Source organism: Pseudomonas sp. B1(2018) (assembly GCF_003097365.1).
GTDB classification, from domain to species: domain Bacteria; phylum Pseudomonadota; class Gammaproteobacteria; order Pseudomonadales; family Pseudomonadaceae; genus Aquipseudomonas; species Aquipseudomonas laurylsulfatiphila.
The window spans coordinates 108,894-126,779 of the sequence record NZ_PYUK01000007.1; the positions used below are offsets into that span (position 1 = coordinate 108,894).

At 60.1% G+C, this 17,886-nt stretch carries 11 protein-coding genes; 6 read left to right on the forward strand and 5 right to left on the reverse strand.

Annotated features, from left to right (window positions below; genetic code table 11):
• Positions 1–2: 2 nt before the first annotated feature.
• Positions 3–998: a catabolite repressor/activator gene (gene cra, locus C9422_RS13045; RefSeq protein ID WP_116580932.1), complete on the reverse strand. Its 996-nt coding sequence runs from the start codon at positions 996–998 to the stop codon at positions 3–5.
• 290 nt (positions 999–1,288) lie between these two features.
• Between cra and ptsP the strand changes: the two genes are divergently transcribed.
• The 4 genes from ptsP to C9422_RS13065 all read left to right on the forward strand — a co-directional run bounded on the left by ptsP (position 1,289) and on the right by C9422_RS13065 (position 8,485).
• Positions 1,289–4,150 (forward strand): phosphoenolpyruvate--protein phosphotransferase, encoded by a 2,862-nt coding sequence (gene ptsP / locus C9422_RS13050; protein ID WP_116580933.1) that lies wholly within the window; start codon positions 1,289–1,291, stop codon positions 4,148–4,150.
• A complete protein-coding gene (pfkB, locus tag C9422_RS13055; RefSeq protein WP_116580934.1) occupies positions 4,150–5,091 on the forward strand; it encodes a 1-phosphofructokinase in 942 nt (313 codons plus the stop codon). The genes ptsP and pfkB overlap by 1 nt, the downstream gene beginning before the upstream one ends.
• Before the next feature lie 11 nt (positions 5,092–5,102).
• On the forward strand, positions 5,103–6,842 hold the full coding sequence (locus tag C9422_RS13060) for a PTS fructose-like transporter subunit IIB (RefSeq protein WP_116580935.1): 1,740 nt from the start codon (positions 5,103–5,105) through the stop codon (positions 6,840–6,842).
• A gap of 101 nt (positions 6,843–6,943) precedes the next feature.
• Positions 6,944–8,485, forward strand: a complete 1,542-nt coding sequence (locus C9422_RS13065; protein ID WP_116580936.1) for an alkaline phosphatase — start codon at positions 6,944–6,946, stop codon at positions 8,483–8,485.
• Positions 8,486–8,604: 119 nt separating this feature from the next.
• Here C9422_RS13065 and C9422_RS13070 read toward each other — a convergent pair whose 3' ends face one another.
• Both C9422_RS13070 and C9422_RS13075 read right to left on the reverse strand, forming a co-directional pair.
• A complete protein-coding gene (locus tag C9422_RS13070) occupies positions 8,605–11,133 on the reverse strand; it encodes a sulfite reductase flavoprotein subunit alpha (RefSeq protein ID WP_116580937.1) in 2,529 nt (842 codons plus the stop codon).
• Between the two features lie 237 nt (positions 11,134–11,370).
• On the reverse strand, positions 11,371–13,695 hold the full coding sequence (locus C9422_RS13075) for a TonB-dependent siderophore receptor (protein WP_116580938.1): 2,325 nt from the start codon (positions 13,693–13,695) through the stop codon (positions 11,371–11,373).
• 207 nt (positions 13,696–13,902) lie between these two features.
• Between C9422_RS13075 and C9422_RS13080 the strand changes: the two genes are divergently transcribed.
• Positions 13,903–14,583 carry a Fe2+-dependent dioxygenase gene (locus C9422_RS13080; protein ID WP_116580939.1) on the forward strand — a complete coding sequence of 227 codons (681 nt, stop codon included), beginning with the start codon at positions 13,903–13,905 and terminating at the stop codon, positions 14,581–14,583.
• Positions 14,584–15,354: a tetratricopeptide repeat protein gene (locus tag C9422_RS13085; RefSeq protein ID WP_116580940.1), complete on the forward strand. Its 771-nt coding sequence runs from the start codon at positions 14,584–14,586 to the stop codon at positions 15,352–15,354. It abuts the gene before it with no gap.
• 101 nt (positions 15,355–15,455) lie between these two features.
• Here the strand turns inward: C9422_RS13085 and C9422_RS13090 are convergent, their stop codons facing one another.
• Both C9422_RS13090 and C9422_RS13095 read right to left on the reverse strand, forming a co-directional pair.
• Entirely contained in the window at positions 15,456–16,469 is a 1,014-nt protein-coding gene (locus C9422_RS13090; protein ID WP_116580941.1) for an alpha-xenorhabdolysin family binary toxin subunit B, read from the reverse strand.
• 59 nt (positions 16,470–16,528) lie between these two features.
• Entirely contained in the window at positions 16,529–17,707 is a 1,179-nt protein-coding gene (locus C9422_RS13095) for an alpha-xenorhabdolysin family binary toxin subunit A (protein ID WP_116580942.1), read from the reverse strand.
• Between the last annotated feature and the right edge of the window lie 179 nt (positions 17,708–17,886).

The following is a 17,886-nucleotide window of genomic DNA, read 5'->3' on the forward strand; positions in this document are numbered from 1 at the left end:
GCTCAGTCCTGAAGAATACGCTGCTTGAACGTGCGCGGGATGGCTTGCACGCCGGGCCGGTAATCCGACTGCTCGATGGCCGTCAGAGCGAGCGCGAGGGCCTTGTCGGCGATCAACTGGTGTTGCTGGGCCATGGCGTTGACCGGCAGCGGCAGGAAGTCCAGCAGCTGGGTGTCGCCGAACGTGCCGAGGCGCAGCGGGCGGTTTTTCAACGGGAAGTCGTGCAGCGCATCGAACACGCCCTGAAGCAGTACGTAGGAGGTGGTCACCAGCGCATCGGGCAAATGGCCCAGGCGCAGCAGCAACTCTTCCATCAATTGTTTGCCGCACTCGCGGCTGAAGGATTCGCCTTCTTCGATCAGTACTTCGCCGTTGAACCCGGTGAGGGCCTCTTTGAAGCCCGCGGTACGTTCCCGGCTGATGCTCAGCTCCGGGCGGGCACCGATCAGGGCGATCTGTTTGGGCAGCGGCTCCAGCAGGCTGCGGGTCAGTTGCAGGCTGGCCTCGCGGTCGTCGCTGATCACAGAGCAGAAGCGCTCGGGGTCCATGACCCGGTCGATGGCAATGATCGGTATGCCCTTGGCCTGCAACTGGCGATAGCTGTCGTCGCCGGCCGGCAGGCAACTGGCAACGATCAGCGCGTCGCAGCGCCGGGCGCGGAACAGTTGCAGCAATTGCCGTTCGCTGTCCGGGGCATCGTCGGAACTGGCGATCAGCAACTGATAACCGCGGGCGCGGGCGCCTTGTTCCAGCAATTTGGCGATTCGTGCGTAACTGGGGTTTTCCAGATCCGGCAGAATGAACCCCAAGGTGCGCGTGTGTCGGCTGCGCAAGCCGGCGGCCTGTGGATTAGGCGTGAAGCCATGTTGTTCAACGACCGCGCGCACGCGTTCGACGGTGGCGCTGCTGATGCGCTGTTGTTCGGCCTTGCCATTGATGACATAGCTGGCGGTGGTGACGGACACACCGGCCAACTGGGCAATATCACTGAGTTTCAACCCGCTGTTTCCTTGTTTTTTCGAGATTGCCTCGACATTTTCGTCAATCCTAACCGATTAAGGCAGGCGACCATTGTCGCAACGCATCCGACAAGTTGAGCTTCAAGGATGGGACATTATCGAGTAACGTGCCATTCATTCTAGATTAAACGTTTCAGCAGGCGTATTTTCTACGTTAAAGGCGCCTTTGGCCGGTTCTGCCGTGAAACCGCCAAAAGTGACGACCAAGCGCCTGAGCTGACTCATTCAAAACAATACCTGGTGCCCCAAGGCGCCAAAAAGGAGAAAGCATGCTCGAGCTCACTGTAGAGCAGATTTCCATGGGCCAGTCGGCCGTGGATAAGTCCGCAGCGCTGCAATTGCTGGCCCGGCATCTGGTCACCGACGGCCTGGTTGCCGAGGGCTATCTGGCCGGTTTGCAGGCGCGGGAGGCCCAGGGCTCGACCTTTCTCGGTCAAGGTATTGCCATCCCCCACGGAACCCCCGAAACCCGCGACCAGGTGTTCACCACCGGTGTGCGCCTGATGCAGTTCCCAGAGGGCGTGGACTGGGGCGACGGTCATATCGTTTACCTGGCGATCGGTATCGCCGCCAAATCCGATGAACATCTGCGTCTGTTGCAATTGCTCACCCGCGCCCTCGGCGAGACGGATCTGGGCCAGGCCCTGCGTCGCGCCGGTTCCGCTGAAGCGCTGCTGAAATTGCTGCAAGGCGCGCCGCAGGAGCTGGCGCTGGATGCGCAGATGATCGGTCTCGGTGTGGCGGCCGAAGATTTCGAAGAACTGGTCTGGCGCGGCGCACGTTTGTTGCGCCAGGCCGACTGCGTGAGCAATGGTTTCTCCGCCGTGCTGCAACAGGTCGAAGCGCTGCCGTTGGGTGATGGCCTGTGGTGGCTGCACAGCGAGCAAACGGTGAAGCGCCCCGGCCTGGCCTTCGTCACCCCGGACAAACCGCTGCGCTATCTCGGCCAGCCACTCAATGGATTGTTCTGCCTGGCCAGCCTCGGTGAAGCCCATCAGGCCCTGCTCGAGCGCCTGTGTGCGTTGCTGATCGAAGGGCGTGGCCATGAATTGGGGCACGCCACCAGCAGCCGCAAAGTCCTCGAAGTGCTCGGTGGTGAAGTGCCCGCCGACTGGCCCAGTGCGCGCATTGCCTTGGCCAATGCCCACGGTTTGCATGCGCGGCCGGCGAAGATCCTCGCGCAACTGGCGAAAAGTTTTGAGGGTGAAATCCGCGTGCGAATCGTCGATGGCCACGACAGCGCGGTGTCGGTGAAGAGCCTGAGCAAGCTGCTCAGCCTCGGCGCCCGTCGCGGGCAGGTCCTGGAATTCATCGCCGAACCGGGCATCGCGGCGGATGCGTTGCCAGCCCTGTTGGCCGCTATCGAAGAAGGCCTCGGTGAAGAAGTCGAGCCGCTGCCGCCAGTCAGCCAGGCACGGGAAGTTGTTGCCGATATGGCCGAAGTGATCCTCGCCCCGCTATCCGGCAGCGTGGTTCAGGCCATTGCCGCCGCACCGGGCATCGCCATCGGCCCGGCGCATATTCAAGTCCTGCAAACCATCGATTACCCACTACGCGGTGAGTCTGCCGCCATCGAGCGCGAACGTCTCCAGCAGGCGCTGGCGCAGGTGCGCCGTGACATCCAGGGATTGATCGAGCGCAGCAAAAGCAAAGCCATTCGCGAAATCTTCGTCACCCACCAGGAGATGCTCGACGACCCGGAACTGACCGATGAGGTCGATACGCGCCTCAAGCAGGGCGAAAGCGCGGAGGCCGCGTGGATGGTCGTGATTGAGGCGGCGGCCCGGCAGCAGGAAGCATTGCAGGATGCCTTGCTCGCCGAGCGCGCTGCCGACTTGCGCGACATCGGGCGTCGGGTATTGCTGCAACTCAGTGGTATCGAAACCCCGAGCGAACCGGATCAGCCGTACATTCTGGTGATGGACGAGGTCGGCCCGTCCGACGTCGCGCGACTTGACCCGGCTCGTGTGGCCGGGATTCTCACTGCACGGGGTGGCGCTACGGCGCACAGTGCAATTGTTGCCCGGGCCCTGGGCATTCCGGCATTGGTCGGCGCCGGCCCTGGCGTGTTGCTGCTGGCGTCGGGTACGCCATTGCTGCTCGATGGCCAGCGTGGGCGTCTGCATGTAGACGCTGATGCGACGACCTTGCAGCGCGCCACGGCCGAACGCGATACCCGCGAGCAGCGCTTGAAGGCAGCCGCCGAGCAACGCCACCAGCCGGCACTGACGACCGACGGCCATGCCGTCGAAGTGTTCGCCAATATCGGCGAAAGTGCCGGCGTCACCAGTGCGGTGGAGCAGGGCGCCGAAGGTATCGGCCTGTTGCGCACCGAACTGATTTTCATGGCCCACCCGCAAGCGCCCGACGAGGCGACCCAGGAAGCCGAGTACCGCCGCGTCCTCGACGGCTTGGCCGGGCGGCCGCTGGTGGTGCGTACCCTCGATGTCGGTGGTGACAAACCGCTGCCGTACTGGCCGATTGCGAAGGAAGAAAACCCGTTCCTCGGCGTGCGCGGCATTCGCCTGACCTTGCAGCGCCCACAGATCATGGAGGCGCAACTGCGTGCCTTGCTGCGGGCTGCCGACAACCGTCCGCTGCGGATCATGTTCCCGATGGTCGGCAGCGTTGATGAATGGCGTCAGGCCCGTGACATGACCGAACGTCTGCGCCTGGAAATCCCGGTTGCCGACCTGCAACTGGGGATCATGATCGAAGTGCCGTCGGCGGCCTTGCTGGCGCCGGTGCTGGCCAGGGAGGTCGACTTTTTCAGCGTCGGTACCAACGACCTGACCCAATACACCCTGGCCATCGACCGTGGCCATCCGACGCTGTCGGCCCAGGCCGATGGCTTGCACCCGGCGGTGCTGCAACTGATCGACATCACCGTGCGTGCGGCCCATGCCCACGGCAAATGGGTCGGCGTGTGCGGCGAGCTGGCAGCCGACCCGCTGGCGGTGCCGGTGCTGGTGGGCCTCGGGGTGGATGAGCTCAGTGTCGGCGCGCGCAGTATTGCCGAGGTCAAGGCGCGGATTCGCGAACTGGGCTTCACTCAGACTCAAACCCTTGCCCGTCAGGCCTTGGCCGTGGGCAGCGCGAATGAAGTGCGCGCACTCGTGGAGGCCTTGTAATGGCACGGATTCTCACCCTGACCCTCAACCCGGCGCTGGACCTGACCGTACAGTTGCCGCGCCTTGAAGCCGGTCAGGTCAATCGCAGCGATGTCATGCACACCCACGCCGCCGGTAAAGGCGTGAACGTGGCGCAAGTGCTGGCCGACCTCGGGCATCAGTTGACCGTCAGTGGTTTTCTTGGCGAAGACAACCTGCAAGCCTTTGAAACGCTATTCACCAAACGCGGTTTTGTCGACGCCTTCATCCGCGTTCCCGGTGAAACCCGCAGCAACATCAAGCTGGCGGAAAGCGACGGACGCATCACCGACATCAACGGACCGGGGCCCCAGGTCAGCGAAGCGGCGCAGCAGGCCTTGATCGATCGACTGGAGCAAATTGCCCCGGGCCACGATGCGGTGGTGGTCGCCGGAAGCTTGCCGTTGGGCGTCAGTGCGCAGTGGTTGCAGGCACTGATTTTGCGCTTGAAGACGCTGGGGCTGAACGTTGCCCTCGACACCAGCGGCGATGCATTGCGTGCCGCGCTCAAAGCGGGACCCTGGCTGATCAAACCCAACGCTGAAGAGCTGGCCGAGGTGCTGGACTGCGAGGTCGTGTCGAACAGTGCGCAAGCCCTGGCGGCGGAGCGTTTGCACGCCCAGGGCATCGAGCATGTGGTGATTTCCCACGGCGCCGAAGGCGTGAACTGGTTCAGCGTCGGCTCGGCGCTGCATGCCACGCCACCCAGGGTCAGTGTCGCCAGCACGGTGGGCGCGGGTGATTCATTGCTGGCGGGAATGCTCCACGGCTTGCTCAGCGCCGATACGCCGGAGCAAACCTTGCGCACTGCCACGGCGATTGCCGCGATGGCAGTGACCCAGATCGGATTCGGCATTGGCGATGCAGCGCAACTGGCGCAGCTCGAACAGGGTGTGCGCGTGCGTCCCCTGACAGAACAATAAGAGGGTTTGTCATGAAGTTAGCCATCGTTACGGCCTGCCCGAACGGCATGGTCACCAGTGTGCTGTGTGCCCGGCTGCTCGATGCCGCGGCCCAGCGTCAGGGCTGGAGCACCAGTGTCGAAATCACCGACGCCGCACATCCGGAAAAGCAACTGTCGGCGGCCACCCTCGACGCGGCCGAGTGGGTGCTGCTGGTGACCAGCGCGCCCGTGGACATGGCGCGGTTTGTCGGCAAGCGAGTGTTCCAGAGCACCCCGGCCCAGGCCCTGCAAGACGTGGAAGCCGTGCTGCGACGTGGTGCGCAGGAAGCGCAGATTTACGCCGCTTCCGAAGCGGTCATCGAGCCAGTGGCTGTAGCCCGGAACGTGCCGCGACTGGTGGCCGTTACCGCATGCCCGACAGGCGTCGCTCACACGTTCATGGCCGCCGAGGCTTTGCAGCAAGCAGCCAAGCGCCTGGGTTATGACTTGCAGGTGGAAACCCAAGGCTCGGTCGGTGCGCGCAATCCACTGAGCGCAGCGGCGATTGCCGAGGCCGATGTGGTGCTGTTGGCGGCCGATATCGAAGTCGCCACCGAGCGTTTCGCCGGCAAGAAAATCTATCGCTGTGGCACCGGCATTGCTCTCAAGCAAGCCGAAGCAACCTTGAAAAAAGCCTTGGCCGAAGGGCAGCAGGAAAGCGCAGCGAACGCTGCCCAAACAACGGCCAAACAGGAGAAGACGGGCGTCTATAAACACCTGTTGACCGGCGTGTCGTTCATGTTGCCGATGGTGGTCGCCGGTGGCTTGATGATCGCCTTGTCGTTCGTGTTCGGCATCACCGCTTTCAAGGAAGAGGGCACGCTGGCAGCGGCGTTGATGCAGATAGGCGGCGACACTGCGTTCAAGTTGATGGTGCCGCTGCTGGCAGGCTATATCGCCTACTCCATCGCCGACCGTCCGGGCCTCGCGCCGGGGATGATCGGCGGATTGCTGGCGAGCACCCTGGGTGCCGGTTTCATCGGCGGGATCGTTGCCGGTTTCCTCGCCGGTTATGCGGCCAGGGCGATCAATAAATATGCGCGTTTGCCCCAGAGCCTTGAGGCGTTGAAACCGATCTTGATCATTCCGTTGCTGGCGAGTCTGTTCACCGGTCTGGTGATGATCTACGTGGTCGGCAAACCGGTGGCCGGGATGCTTGCCGGGCTCACCCATTTCCTCGACAGCATGGGCACCACCAACGCGATCCTGCTCGGTGTACTGCTGGGCGGCATGATGTGCGTCGACCTCGGCGGGCCGATCAATAAAGCGGCCTATGCGTTCTCGGTCGGGTTGCTGGCGTCGCAGAGTTACGCGCCGATGGCGGCGACCATGGCCGCCGGCATGGTGCCGCCGATCGGCCTGGGCATCGCCACGTTGATTGCCCGGCGCAAGTTTGCGCAGACTGAACGCGAAGCCGGTAAAGCAGCGCTGGTGCTGGGGCTATGCTTTATCTCCGAAGGGGCGATTCCGTTTGCGGCGAAAGATCCGTTGCGGGTGATTCCGGCGAGCATCGCCGGCGGCGCGCTGACCGGTGCGCTGTCGATGTATTTCGGCTGTAAATTGATGGCGCCCCACGGCGGTTTGTTCGTGCTGGCGATCCCGAATGCGATCAACCATGCACTGTTGTATCTGCTGGCGATCGTCGCGGGGAGTCTGTTGACGGCGGTGGTGTATGCGCTGGTCAAGCGGTCGGAGACCGTGGAGTTGGCACTGGAGCCGGCCAAGGCGTAGATCAAAGGATCGCAGCCTTCGGCAGCTCCTACAGGTGTTCACAATCTTCCCATGTAGGAGCTGCCGCAGGCTGCGATCTTTTCCATTCCAGGGAGACCACCATGAGCGATTTCAACCTCGGGCGCCGTCGTGTCATGCAAGCGGTCGGTGTCGGATTGCTGCTGCCGGGGCTGGCGCCGGCGGTGATCGCTTCGGTCAAGGATCGGCCGCAACTCACCGACGGCGTGCAGTCCGGCGACTTGCTGGGTGACCGGGCGATCATCTGGAGCCGCTGCGACCGCCCCGCACGGATGGTGGTGGAATGGGACACCCGCAGCCTGTTTCCCAACCCTCGGCGATTCGTCTCGCCCCTGGCCGATGCGCGTACCGATTTCACCGCCCGGGTCGAACTTAACGGGCTGCCCGCCGACCAGGCGATTTTCTATCGAGTGCAATTTGAAGACGCTCAGAGCGGCGTTGCCAGCGAGCCCTGGTTCGGTCACTTGCGCAGCGTGCCGCAGACCCGGCGCGACATCCGTTTTGTCTGGAGCGGCGACTCCGCCGGCCAGGGCTTCGGCATCAACCCGGACTTTGGCGGCATGCGCATCTACGAGGCGATGCGCCGGCGGCTGCCGGACTTCTTTATCCACAGCGGCGACATCATTTACGCCGATATCCCGATCCGGGCGCAGCTCACCACAGAAGGCGGCCGGGTATGGCGCAACATCACCACCGAGGCCAAGAGCAAAAGCGCCGAGACCCTCGATGAGTTCCGTGGTAATTACCGCTACAACCTGATGGACGAAAACATCCGTCGCTTCAACGCCGAGGTCCCGCAGATCTGGCAGTGGGACGACCACGAAGTGGTGGACAACTGGTCGCCCGGCAAGCAGCTGGGTGCGCGTTACCAGAGCAAAGATATCCACAGCCTGGTGGACCGCGCACGCCAGGCCTGGCTCGAATACGCGCCGATGCGCTGGCAGAGCGCCGATGGCGGCGGGCGCATCTATCGCAAGCTCGGTTACGGGCCCATGCTCGATGTGTTCGTGGTGGACATGCGCAGTTATCGCGGGGCCAATGACGACAATCTGGGCGAGGCCAAGCCATTCCTCGGTCGCGAGCAACTGGACTGGCTCAAGCGCGAAATGCAGGCCTCGAATGCGCAATGGAAAGTGATCGCCGCCGACATGCCCATCGGCCTCGGCGAAGGGGACGGCGAAGTCAGACCCGGTGTCACGCGGTGGGACGCGGTGGCCAACGGTGACCCCGGCCCGGCCCAGGGACGCGAACTGGAAATCGCCGAATTGCTCGGTTTTCTGCGGGCGCAGCAGGTGCGCAATTTCCTGTTCCTGACTGCGGATGTGCATTACTGCGCGGCCCATCATTACCATCCGGATCGGGCGGCGTTTCAGGATTTCGAACCGTTCTGGGAGTTCGTCGCCGGGCCTTTGAATGCCGGCAGCTACGGACCGAATCCGCTGGATAAGACCTTTGGTCCTGAAGCGGTGTTCGAAAAGGCTCCACCGGCGCAGAACCTCTCGCCGTTTGGCGGGTTTCAGTTTTTTGGCGAGGTGAACATCGATGCGCAGAGCGGGGAGTTGAGCGTGGTGTTGCGCGATCTGGATGGGGTGTCGGTGTTTGAGCAGAAGTTGCAGCCGGTTTGATCGGCACTGAACCCATGTGGGAGCGGGCTTGCTCGCGAAAGCGGAGTGTCAGCACAGATGATTTCGACTGACACGACGCCTTCGCGAGCAAGCCCGCTCCCACATGGGGATGTGGTGAATCAGTACACGTCGCGGCGGTAGCGGCCCTGTTCGATCAGGCGCTCCACTGCGGCGGCGCCCAGCACCTCGTTGAGTACCTGGTCCACACCCGAAGCCATGCCTTGAAGGCTGCCGCAGATGTAGATCACCGCACCGTCCGCCAGCCACTGCTTCAGTTCGGCCGCCGATTCGCGCAGGCGATCCTGTACGTAGATCTTTTCGGCCTGATCACGTGAAAACGCCAGGTCCAGTCGCGCCAGGTCGCCATTGATCAGCCATTCCTCCAGCTCCTTTCGACACAGGTAGTCGTGCTCGCGATTGCGCTCGCCAAACAGCAGCCAGTGACGTTGCTGGCCGTCGGCAATCCGTGCCTTGAGCAGGCTGCGCAACCCGGCCAGCCCCGTGCCATTGCCCAGCAGGATCATCGGCACCGGTTGGGCCGGCAGATGGAAACCACTGTTGCGCCGCACGCGCAGGCTGATGGAACTGCCCACAGGGGCGTGTTCGGTCAACCAGCCGGAACCAACGCCGAGGTTGCCATCGGCATGCACTTCCTGGCGCACGATCAGTTCCAGCACGCCATCGGCCGGGATCGATGCAATGGAGTACTCGCGCATGGCCAGCGGCACGAGGGCCTCTGCCAGCGCCTGCGCGTGCAGGCCGACCAGATGGGCGCGGTTCTGCGGCAACTGGCGGCTGGCCAGGGCCTGTTCGAGGGTTTCCTGCAGGCCGTTGAGCTGCACCTTGGTCTCACCGTGAATCCCCAGGCCATCGAGGAAATGCTCGATCGCCCATGGGCAATTGCGCGGCAAGACTTCCACCAGGTCACCGGCCAGCCAGCTGCTGGTGGTGGGTGGCTTGAGCCCCAGCAAGTACACCGGGGAACCGCTGCTGTCCGGGTTGAGCAACTCGCGATGGGTCAGGGTCCAGTTGTCGTAGCTCGGCGCTTGCCAGGTGTCGACGGGCGCCTGGCCGGTCAGCAGGCCCAGTTGCTGTTGCCAGTGGCGCAAGGCGTAAGGATCGCCGCCGTCGACTTCCACCGGGGCGAACAAGGTCGTGCCGCCGTGTTCGCCGAGCCAGGTGTGCAGGCGTTTGGCGAATCCGCAGAAGTGTTGATATTGCCGGTCGCCGAGGCCGAGGACGGCATAGTTCAGGCGCTCCAGGCTCGGCGTGCGGCCCAGTACCTTGCATTCGAAACCCCGGGCGCTGTCCGGCGCTTCGCCATCACCGAAGGTACTGACGACGAACAGCGCGTTGTTCGAGTCCTGCAAATCCCGTTCGCTGACGTCCGCCAGGGGCTGCACCTTCACCGGCAGGCCCGCGGCCTGCAATTGCCCGGCGGTCTGCCAGGCCAGTTGTTCGGCGAACCCGCTCTGGCTGGCGAAACCGATCAGCCAGGCCGGTGCATCATCAGCGGGTGTAACGAGACCTTGGCGAGCGTCCTTGATCTGGCGTTTTTTGCGGCGACGATCCAGGTACAGCAACCAGCCGGTGACGAAGAACAGCGGCATGCTCAGCGCAGTGAGGGTCAGGATGATGCGCCCGACGATGCCGAAGTAACTGCCGACGTGCAGCGCATAGATGCTGGTCAGCAGTTGCGCCTTGAGGCTCTTGTCGCTGTAGCGGTCAACCCGTTTGACCACGCCGGTGGCCGGGTCGAGGGTGATCTGGTTCAACGCCCGGTCGTGAGGCGAAGTTTTCAGCAGGAAATAGACGGTCGCAGGCTGACCGGCCACTGGCGGCATGCGCACGTTATAGGAGCTGAGTTGCGGGCCGGCCGCGCTGTAGATGCTGCTCCACATCGCCGCGTAATCGGCTGTTGGTGCCGGACCTTGCGGCGCAGGACCACGTCCGCCACGAACGCGTTCGTTCTGCGGTGAGTCGGAGAGCAACCGGGTCAGGCCCTTGTTGTACCACTCGTAGGACCAGGACAAACCGGTCAGCGCTGCCAGGAGGTAAAACACCAGGCACCAGGTGCCGGCCACCGAGTGCAGGTCCCAGTTGAAGCTGCGACCCTTTTTCTTCCAGTCCAGGGTCAGCCAGGCGCGCCAGCTTCTCCACTGGCGCGGCCAGCGCAGGTACAGGCCGGACAGGCAGAAGAACACCAGGATCAAGGTGCACGCGCCGGTGATCTGCCGGCCTGTGTCACCCATGGCGAGGAAGCGGTGCAGTTGCAGCATCAGGCCAAAGAAACCCTGGCCGGAGGCATCGCCGAGGAGCTCGGCGGTGTACGGGTCGAAGTAGCGCATCTCGCCACGGCGTTCGCCCGGCGGCGGCGTGAACCATACTTTGGCGGCGTTGCCGCTGTCGGTTTCCACGGTGAGCATCGAGACTTTTTTGCCCGACGCGGCTTCGATGTGCTCCACCAGTTCGGCAGGCGGCAACACGCCGGCGACCTGTTTTTCGACCTGCAACACAGAAGGATTGAGTGTGCTCAGGATTTCATCCTGAAACGACACCATCGCCCCGGTGATGCCCATCAGGGCCAGGACCAGCCCGGCGCTGATGCCGAAAAACCAGTGCAACTGGAACAGGGTTTTCTTCAACACGTCGCTCGCCTTGTTCGTTCAAGTTGATTCATCACGGCGCGCATTATGCCGTGGGGTTGTCGAGAAGCATTCTTTTTTACGCACAAAGGCCCCGTTCATGTGAATGAACGGGGCTTGGCCAGTGCCTCTGTAGGAGCTGCCGCAGGCTGCGATCTTTTGCTCTGTTGTCGATTTTGGATGCGCAAAAATCAAGATCAAAAGATCGCAGCCTGCGGCAGCTCCTACAGGGGCCGTCGATCAGAAGTGGAAGTTGGTGCTCAGCAACGCGGTGCGCCCGGCCGCCTGGTTGGCGAAGTGAGTCGAGAACGCCTTGTCGTAGTAGGTTTCGTCGGTCAGGTTCTGCACGTTCAGTTGCAGGTCGACGTTTTTGCTCAGCTTGTAGGCTGCCATCGCGTCGTAACGAACGTAGGAGTCAACCATGGTGGTGTTGGCTACGTTGCCGAACACGTCATCGACATAGAACGCACCGCCGCCGATGGTCAGCTTCGGCGTGACCTGATAGGTCGTCCACAGGCTGGCGCTGTTCTTCGGCGTGTTAGGCAGTTCGTTGCCATTGTTGGCTTTGTTGGCCGGCAGATCGCCGCCATCGACTTGCTCGCTGTCCATGTAGGCGTACCCGGCGAACACTTGCCATTTATCGGTGAGCTTGCCACTGGCCGACAGTTCGATACCTTGAACGCGGGTTTTGCCGGCGTTCTCATAAGTGGTGGTGTTGGTCTGCACACGAGCGTTGTCTTTCTCGGTGCGGAAGATATCGGCGGTCACGGACAGACGATTGTTCAACAGGTCCCACTTGGTACCGATTTCGTAGTTCTTGGTGGTTTCCGGCTCCATATCGCTTTTCAGCAGGTTGCCGTTGCGATCCGGCGTGCCACCCAACGGGTTGCCTTCCGAACCTTCGCCCAGGGTGTTACCCGGTGGGGTGGCGGACGTCGCGTAGGACGCATAGATGCTGCCGTTTTCCGCTGGTTTGTACACCACGCCGAACTGACCGGTGACGAATTCGCTGGTGTCATCGCCCTTGGACGTGGTCACGCTGGAACCGTTGAAGGTTTTGTAGCTGGTGTCGAAATGGTCGTAGCGCAGGCCCATGTTCACCAACCACTGCTCGGACAACGTCAGGGTGTCGAACACATACAGTGCGTAGGTGTCGGCCTTGGTGTCGGTGCCGGCGTAGTTGCGCGAGATGGCGCCGTTCCACGGATCATTCGGGTTCGGGTTGGACAGCGAGGTGCAGTTGTAGCCGCTTGGCGCGCCGATCAGGGCCGGCGAGCAGTTGGTGGTTACCGCGGCTGTTCCCGGGGTGGTGTCGGTGTTGACGTTGTACGAGGATTTTTCGTTTTCCTCATGGGTGTACTCGACACCGGTGGAGAAGCTGTTCTTGAACCCGGCGATGTAGACATCACCAAACAGGTCGGTCTGGTTGGTGGTGGTCTCGGTGTTGCTCACGCGGGTGTTCGCCCGACGCCAGACGCTGCCATTGTTGACGTTGCCTTTACTGTCATCCGGCTGGGTCAGGATGTAATCCTGCATGCTGGTACCGTGACGCAGGGTGTTCTTGATGGTCAGCGCGTCGCTCAGGTCGTGCTCGATGGCGAAGGTCGCCGTATCGACACGGGTCTTGCGGAAGTCGCGGTCGTTCAGGCCATAGAAGTTGCTGCTGTCGCCGCCATCGTTCGGCTTGTCCGGATTGGCTTTGGTACGCGCAGCCGAGCCACCGGCCGGGATCGAATACGGAATGCCCGAATCCGGCGTGTCGTTGCTTTCCAGGTGGTAGTAGTCGAGGTTGACGCGAGTTTCCGTACCCAGGCCGAAGGCCAGGGACGGTGCAACGCCCCAGCGGTCGTAGTTGACGCTGTCACGCCCGGCGACGTTGCTCTCGTGGCTCAGCAGATTCAGACGGCCAGCGGCGGTGTCGGTGAACTGGTAGTTGCCGTCGAAGGTGTAGCGCTGGGTCTGGTCGGAACCCCAGGTGAAACCACCGTCGAGCGAATCGCCCAGGTGCGCTTTCTTGCTCACCAGGTTGATGCTGCCGCCGGCTGCGCCACGGCCGCCGATCGCGGAGTTCGGGCCTTTGCTGACTTCAATCGATTCAACGGCGAAGATCTCGCGGCTCTGGGAGCCGGTATCGCGCACGCCGTCCAGATAGGTGTCGCCCTGGGCGTCGAAGCCACGGATGAACGGACGGTCGCCTTGCGGGTTGCCGCCTTCACCGGCACCGAAGGTGATGCCTGGAACCGTGCGCAGCGCGTCCTGCAGGTTGAGCGAACCGGTGTCTTTCAAGACTTGTTGCGGAACAACGGTCACCGAGCGCGGCGTGTCGATCAGCGGCGCGGTGTACTTGGGCGAGGAGGCTTTCTCTACGTTGTAGGTTGTCTCGTCCTGGGCTTCGCCGGTGATGGCGGTGGCGCCCAGCGAAATCACATTGTCCGGTGCTTTCCCGTCGGTTTTTTCCGCCGCGAAAACCATGTGGCCCGCAGAGCCGGCAGTAATCGCCATGCCGATGGCCGATGCGAGCAGGCGTGGTGAACTGACCGGTACTTGTGGTTGTTGACGCGACATTTGAATTCCCCTCCCCAAGGATTTGAGGCCGCGGAATATAGGGTAAATAGGTATTCGTAACAATTGCGAAACATTACTATTCGCACTGAATTTACAATCTTTACAATTTAACCTTACGGTTTCTGCTGACTCATTCGTCAGATGTGTTTTACATAGGCAATAAGAATCAATACCATTGGCACCCCCTTTGTATTCAGGTGTCTTGTCATGCTGCTGCACATTCCAGGCCTGTTCGAGAAAGACGAGGTGCAGCGCATTCGCGAGGCTCTGGAACAGGCTGATTGGGCCGATGGCAAGATCACCGCCGGCTTCCAGTCGGCCAAGGCCAAGCACAATTTGCAACTGCCGGAAGGGCATCCGCTGGCCAAGGAGATCGGCGCGGCGATGCTGGAGCGGCTGTGGAAGAATCCGCTGTTCATGTCGGCTGCACTACCGCACAAAGTCTTTCCTCCGTTGGTGAACTGTTACACCGCCGGCGGCAGTTTCGATTTCCATATCGACAACGCGGTGCGTCAGCCCAAAGGCAGCATCGAGCGGGTGCGCACGGATTTGTCTGCCACGCTGTTCTTCAGCGAACCCGAGGATTACGACGGCGGCGAGCTGGAAATCCAGGACACCTTCGGCACCCAGCGAGTGAAACTGCCCGCCGGCGACATGGTGCTGTACCCCGGCACCAGCCTGCACAAGGTCAACGCGGTGACACGCGGAACGCGACTCGCCTCGTTTTTCTGGACGCAAAGCCTGGTGCGCGAAGACAGTCAGCGCGCCCTGTTGTTCGAGATGGACGGGGCCATCCAGCAACTGACCCGCGATGTCCCTGATCATCCATCGCTGATCAGCCTGACTGGCACTTATCACAACCTGTTGCGTCGCTGGGTCGAGGTGTAAGTGGCGGATTTTCGTTTACGCCGCGAGGAAATGCTCGATGGCGAGCGCCTGCGCTCCATGCTCGACGAAAGTCCAGCCCGCGCGGCCCAGGCCATCCTGATCGCCGCACGTGAAGGTGAAGTCGAGGCCCAGGCCTTGCTCGGGCAGATTCTGCTCGACGGCCATGGAATCGCGCAGGACCAGCCGCTGGCGTTGCGCTGGTTTGGCATCGCTGCGCGCCAGGGGCACCTGATGTCACGCAATATGCTCGGCCGTTGTCATGAGCATGGTTGGGGTTGTGTTGCCGACGCCTCGATTGCGGCGCGGCATTACCGGATTGCAGCGCAGGGTGGGCTGGATTGGGCGATGTACAACCTCGCCAATCTGTTGGCCACCGGGCGCGGTGTGGTCGAAGATCAGGCATTGGCGCTGGGCTGGTACCGGCGTGCGACGGACCTCGGACATGCGAAGTCGATGAACCTGCTGGGGCGCTATCTGGAGGAGGGCCGATTTTGCCGGGCCGATCCGGATGCCGCTTTCGAGTGGTATAGACGTTCTGCGGAGGGCGGGGATTTTCGCGGGCAGTTCAGTTATGCGGCGGTTCTGGCGCAGGGCGGGAAAGTCGAAGAGGCCCTGGTATGGCTTCATCGGGCATTGGAGGCTGGCAGCCTGAACTTCCTGCGGGTGAGCGGCCAGGCACTGCTGCAGGCTTCCCACCCCGATCTGCGGGCATTGGCCTCGCGCTTTCAGCAGCGTGCCGAACAATTGCAAAATCAGGCGCAGGTGGCCTAGATACCGAGAGCTGCAGTTGTCATCAGTGCGAGCGAAATGGCGTTGTGGGTGCCTTCGCTCGCGCTGATCAGGATGCTACTTCCAGGTGGAGCGGGCCCGGTTTAGCTTCTCCATTCCTGACGAAGGTTCTTCAAGTGTTTGATGAAGATGTTCGACTGTTCAATGAATCGTTTAACAACCGAACTGAAATCGTCGGTAGCGTCATGTTCATTAATCTCCAGGAATTTATCAATGGCGTCGGCGAGGGTGCTTATCTCATTCGTGTAGGCCTCTCTCGGTGTTTGCACGGACTGGAATTCCACCAACTGATCTTTTCGGTCCTGCAAGATCTTTACATCTTGTTTGATACTGACCAGGTTTCGACGGCGGTCATCAAGGCGCGCCTGAATGTGGCGCCGGGCTTCAATCAGGTGATCATATTTGATTCTGTCACTGATTAAGTTGAGAATCTTGCCAGCGGCGGCGATGCCAGTCTTGACGAGTTCAACTTGAGGCGCGGAGAGGTTAAGCCCTGCAAGTTTTTCCGCCGTGAGAAACAGCTCCTTGATCAGTGAGAAGGTGTCCGTTGCTTCAATGAGTTTAATGGCACCGTTCAGCTCTGATTCGTCAGTTGTCAGTTTCTCAATGTCGCTTTCCAGTTCTGCTATATGCGGGCTGATGTTGGCGATGGAATCTTCCAGTTCCTTGATGCGGTATTGATTGTCGCTGAGGGTCACTGCTTTGAAGTTCGCCAGATTGTTGTTCAGCGTTGTTGAATACTTTAATACTTCGGACGTTCCGTTTTTAATCAACGAATTGATTTCTTCGTAAAAACTGTCTATGGCCTTCTGTTGCTCGGGGGTGGAGGGCTCGAGTTTCATCTTCTCGATGATGGTATGAAAACGTTGAATTTCGCCAATGGGTAATGCGTTAGGCAGCAGAGTCAGGGTGCTTAGTGCTTGCTTGTCGATGGCTTTCAATTCCTCCTCTAACGATGCCAATTGCTCCCCGAGTACCGGTAGATAGACAGTGCTCAATGTGCGGATTTTATAGTGGATCTCATCCCTGTTTTGCTTGATTTTCTTCATGTCGGGAGAGGGGTATTGAAATTGCGAGCCGAGAGTATGTAGGGTCATGATTTTTCCGTTTTTAAAGAATCAATTTCGGGTTTGGCATGGGAGCACAAGCCGGGATGTCAGGCGTCGCTTGTGGCATTGTTGAAAGCAGTCAGTAAATCGCCCGCCTGTTTTTTTATCGCTGACCAGTTATCCATCATCGTGATTAGTTTGGTGGCAAAAGTTACCAAGTACATGGCATTGGTAACGTCAACCAGTTTTTTGCTGGAGGATTCGACGTAAGTCTGTATCAACTCCCAGAGGCTTTCGAGGTTTGATGAACTGCCAGCAGCATCTTCAATCCTGAGGAGCAGGTCCTGGAGGCTGGTTTCGAATGCCAGCAACGACGCGAGGACCGTATTGGTGGTTGCGATCTCTGATTCGATTTTGCGTCGATCGGTTGTTAGCTGCTCCAGTTCATTACGAGCCTTGTTGGCCTTGGCTCCATATATTGTAGAACTAATGAGAAGGCCAAATACGCCACCGATGACCCCCAGCCATTTGTTTTTGGAATACTCTCCGATTTCCGCGAGTTTTTGGTCGATACGGTCATTGAGAAGTTTCAGATTATCATTGAGTTTTTTTATTTTTTCATCGAAGTTATGGCTGTTGCACAGGGTTACTTTTAAACCCAGTTTCGACTTCAGTGCATCGATTTGCAATTTGAATTCGCTGATCTGGTCTTTGGTGGTCTTTGTGCTTGCGCTGTGTTCGGTAATAACGGTTTTAAGCTCTTCAACCAGCTCCAGTAGTGCCGGGATTTTTTTCTTTTCACCTTCAGTCAATTGGATTTCCGGAAGATTGTCGATTTCCTCCGGACTCAGGTCACCGACTTTTCCAGTTCCGCTAATGTAACTGGGAAGGCTCTCCAGATACTTAATAATGGATTGGCTATTTGAAGTGAAATTGTCGGCAAACACATGAAGGTCCGAGCCGACTTTCTTCATGTTGGACTCCAGTGGTGACCAAGAGGCCGCATGGCTTCTCATGGGTAGGAACAGGACTTGCATATCGGCAGATGTGAGTCCCGTAATATTCACTTGGTCGAACTTGTATATCTGTTCTATTTCATTAATTTCGATAGGGAGTTTAAGCCCGGCATTGACGTAGCGTTTGATTTTTTTGATATCGTCATTTGTGACCAATAATCCTTTTTCACGCTCGACACCCTCGAGAGTGCCGGAAACGGCCCCCATGAAATCCGATGTCAATGAATTGAGTTGTTCTGCGGTAATGACCTGTTCTTCAGTAGCTAACATGAAAATCCCTTTTATGTTATTGCGTTATGGGGGTGTTGTCGTCACTGAAAAGTAATGGTGGCTGTGGTTAAAGTTAAGTTGTGAAGAGTTTCAGTGTGTGTCTGATGGTGGAGGAAAATTGGCGATTTACTGTTTCTGCTGGATAAGGTTCGATGTTCCGATATCGAAACTTAATGTGT

Coding starts and splice junctions, on each gene's coding strand:
- C9422_RS13075 (WP_116580938.1), bottom strand. CDS start 13,695: ATGTCGCGTCAACAACCACAAGTACCGGTCAGTTCACCACGCCTGCTC.
- pfkB (WP_116580934.1), top strand. CDS start 4,150: ATGGCACGGATTCTCACCCTGACCCTCAACCCGGCGCTGGACCTGACC.
- C9422_RS13080 (WP_116580939.1), top strand. CDS start 13,903: ATGCTGCTGCACATTCCAGGCCTGTTCGAGAAAGACGAGGTGCAGCGC.
- C9422_RS13095 (WP_116580942.1), bottom strand. CDS start 17,707: ATGTTAGCTACTGAAGAACAGGTCATTACCGCAGAACAACTCAATTCA.
- C9422_RS13065 (WP_116580936.1), top strand. CDS start 6,944: ATGAGCGATTTCAACCTCGGGCGCCGTCGTGTCATGCAAGCGGTCGGT.
- ptsP (WP_116580933.1), top strand. CDS start 1,289: ATGCTCGAGCTCACTGTAGAGCAGATTTCCATGGGCCAGTCGGCCGTG.
- C9422_RS13090 (WP_116580941.1), bottom strand. CDS start 16,469: ATGACCCTACATACTCTCGGCTCGCAATTTCAATACCCCTCTCCCGAC.
- C9422_RS13060 (WP_116580935.1), top strand. CDS start 5,103: ATGAAGTTAGCCATCGTTACGGCCTGCCCGAACGGCATGGTCACCAGT.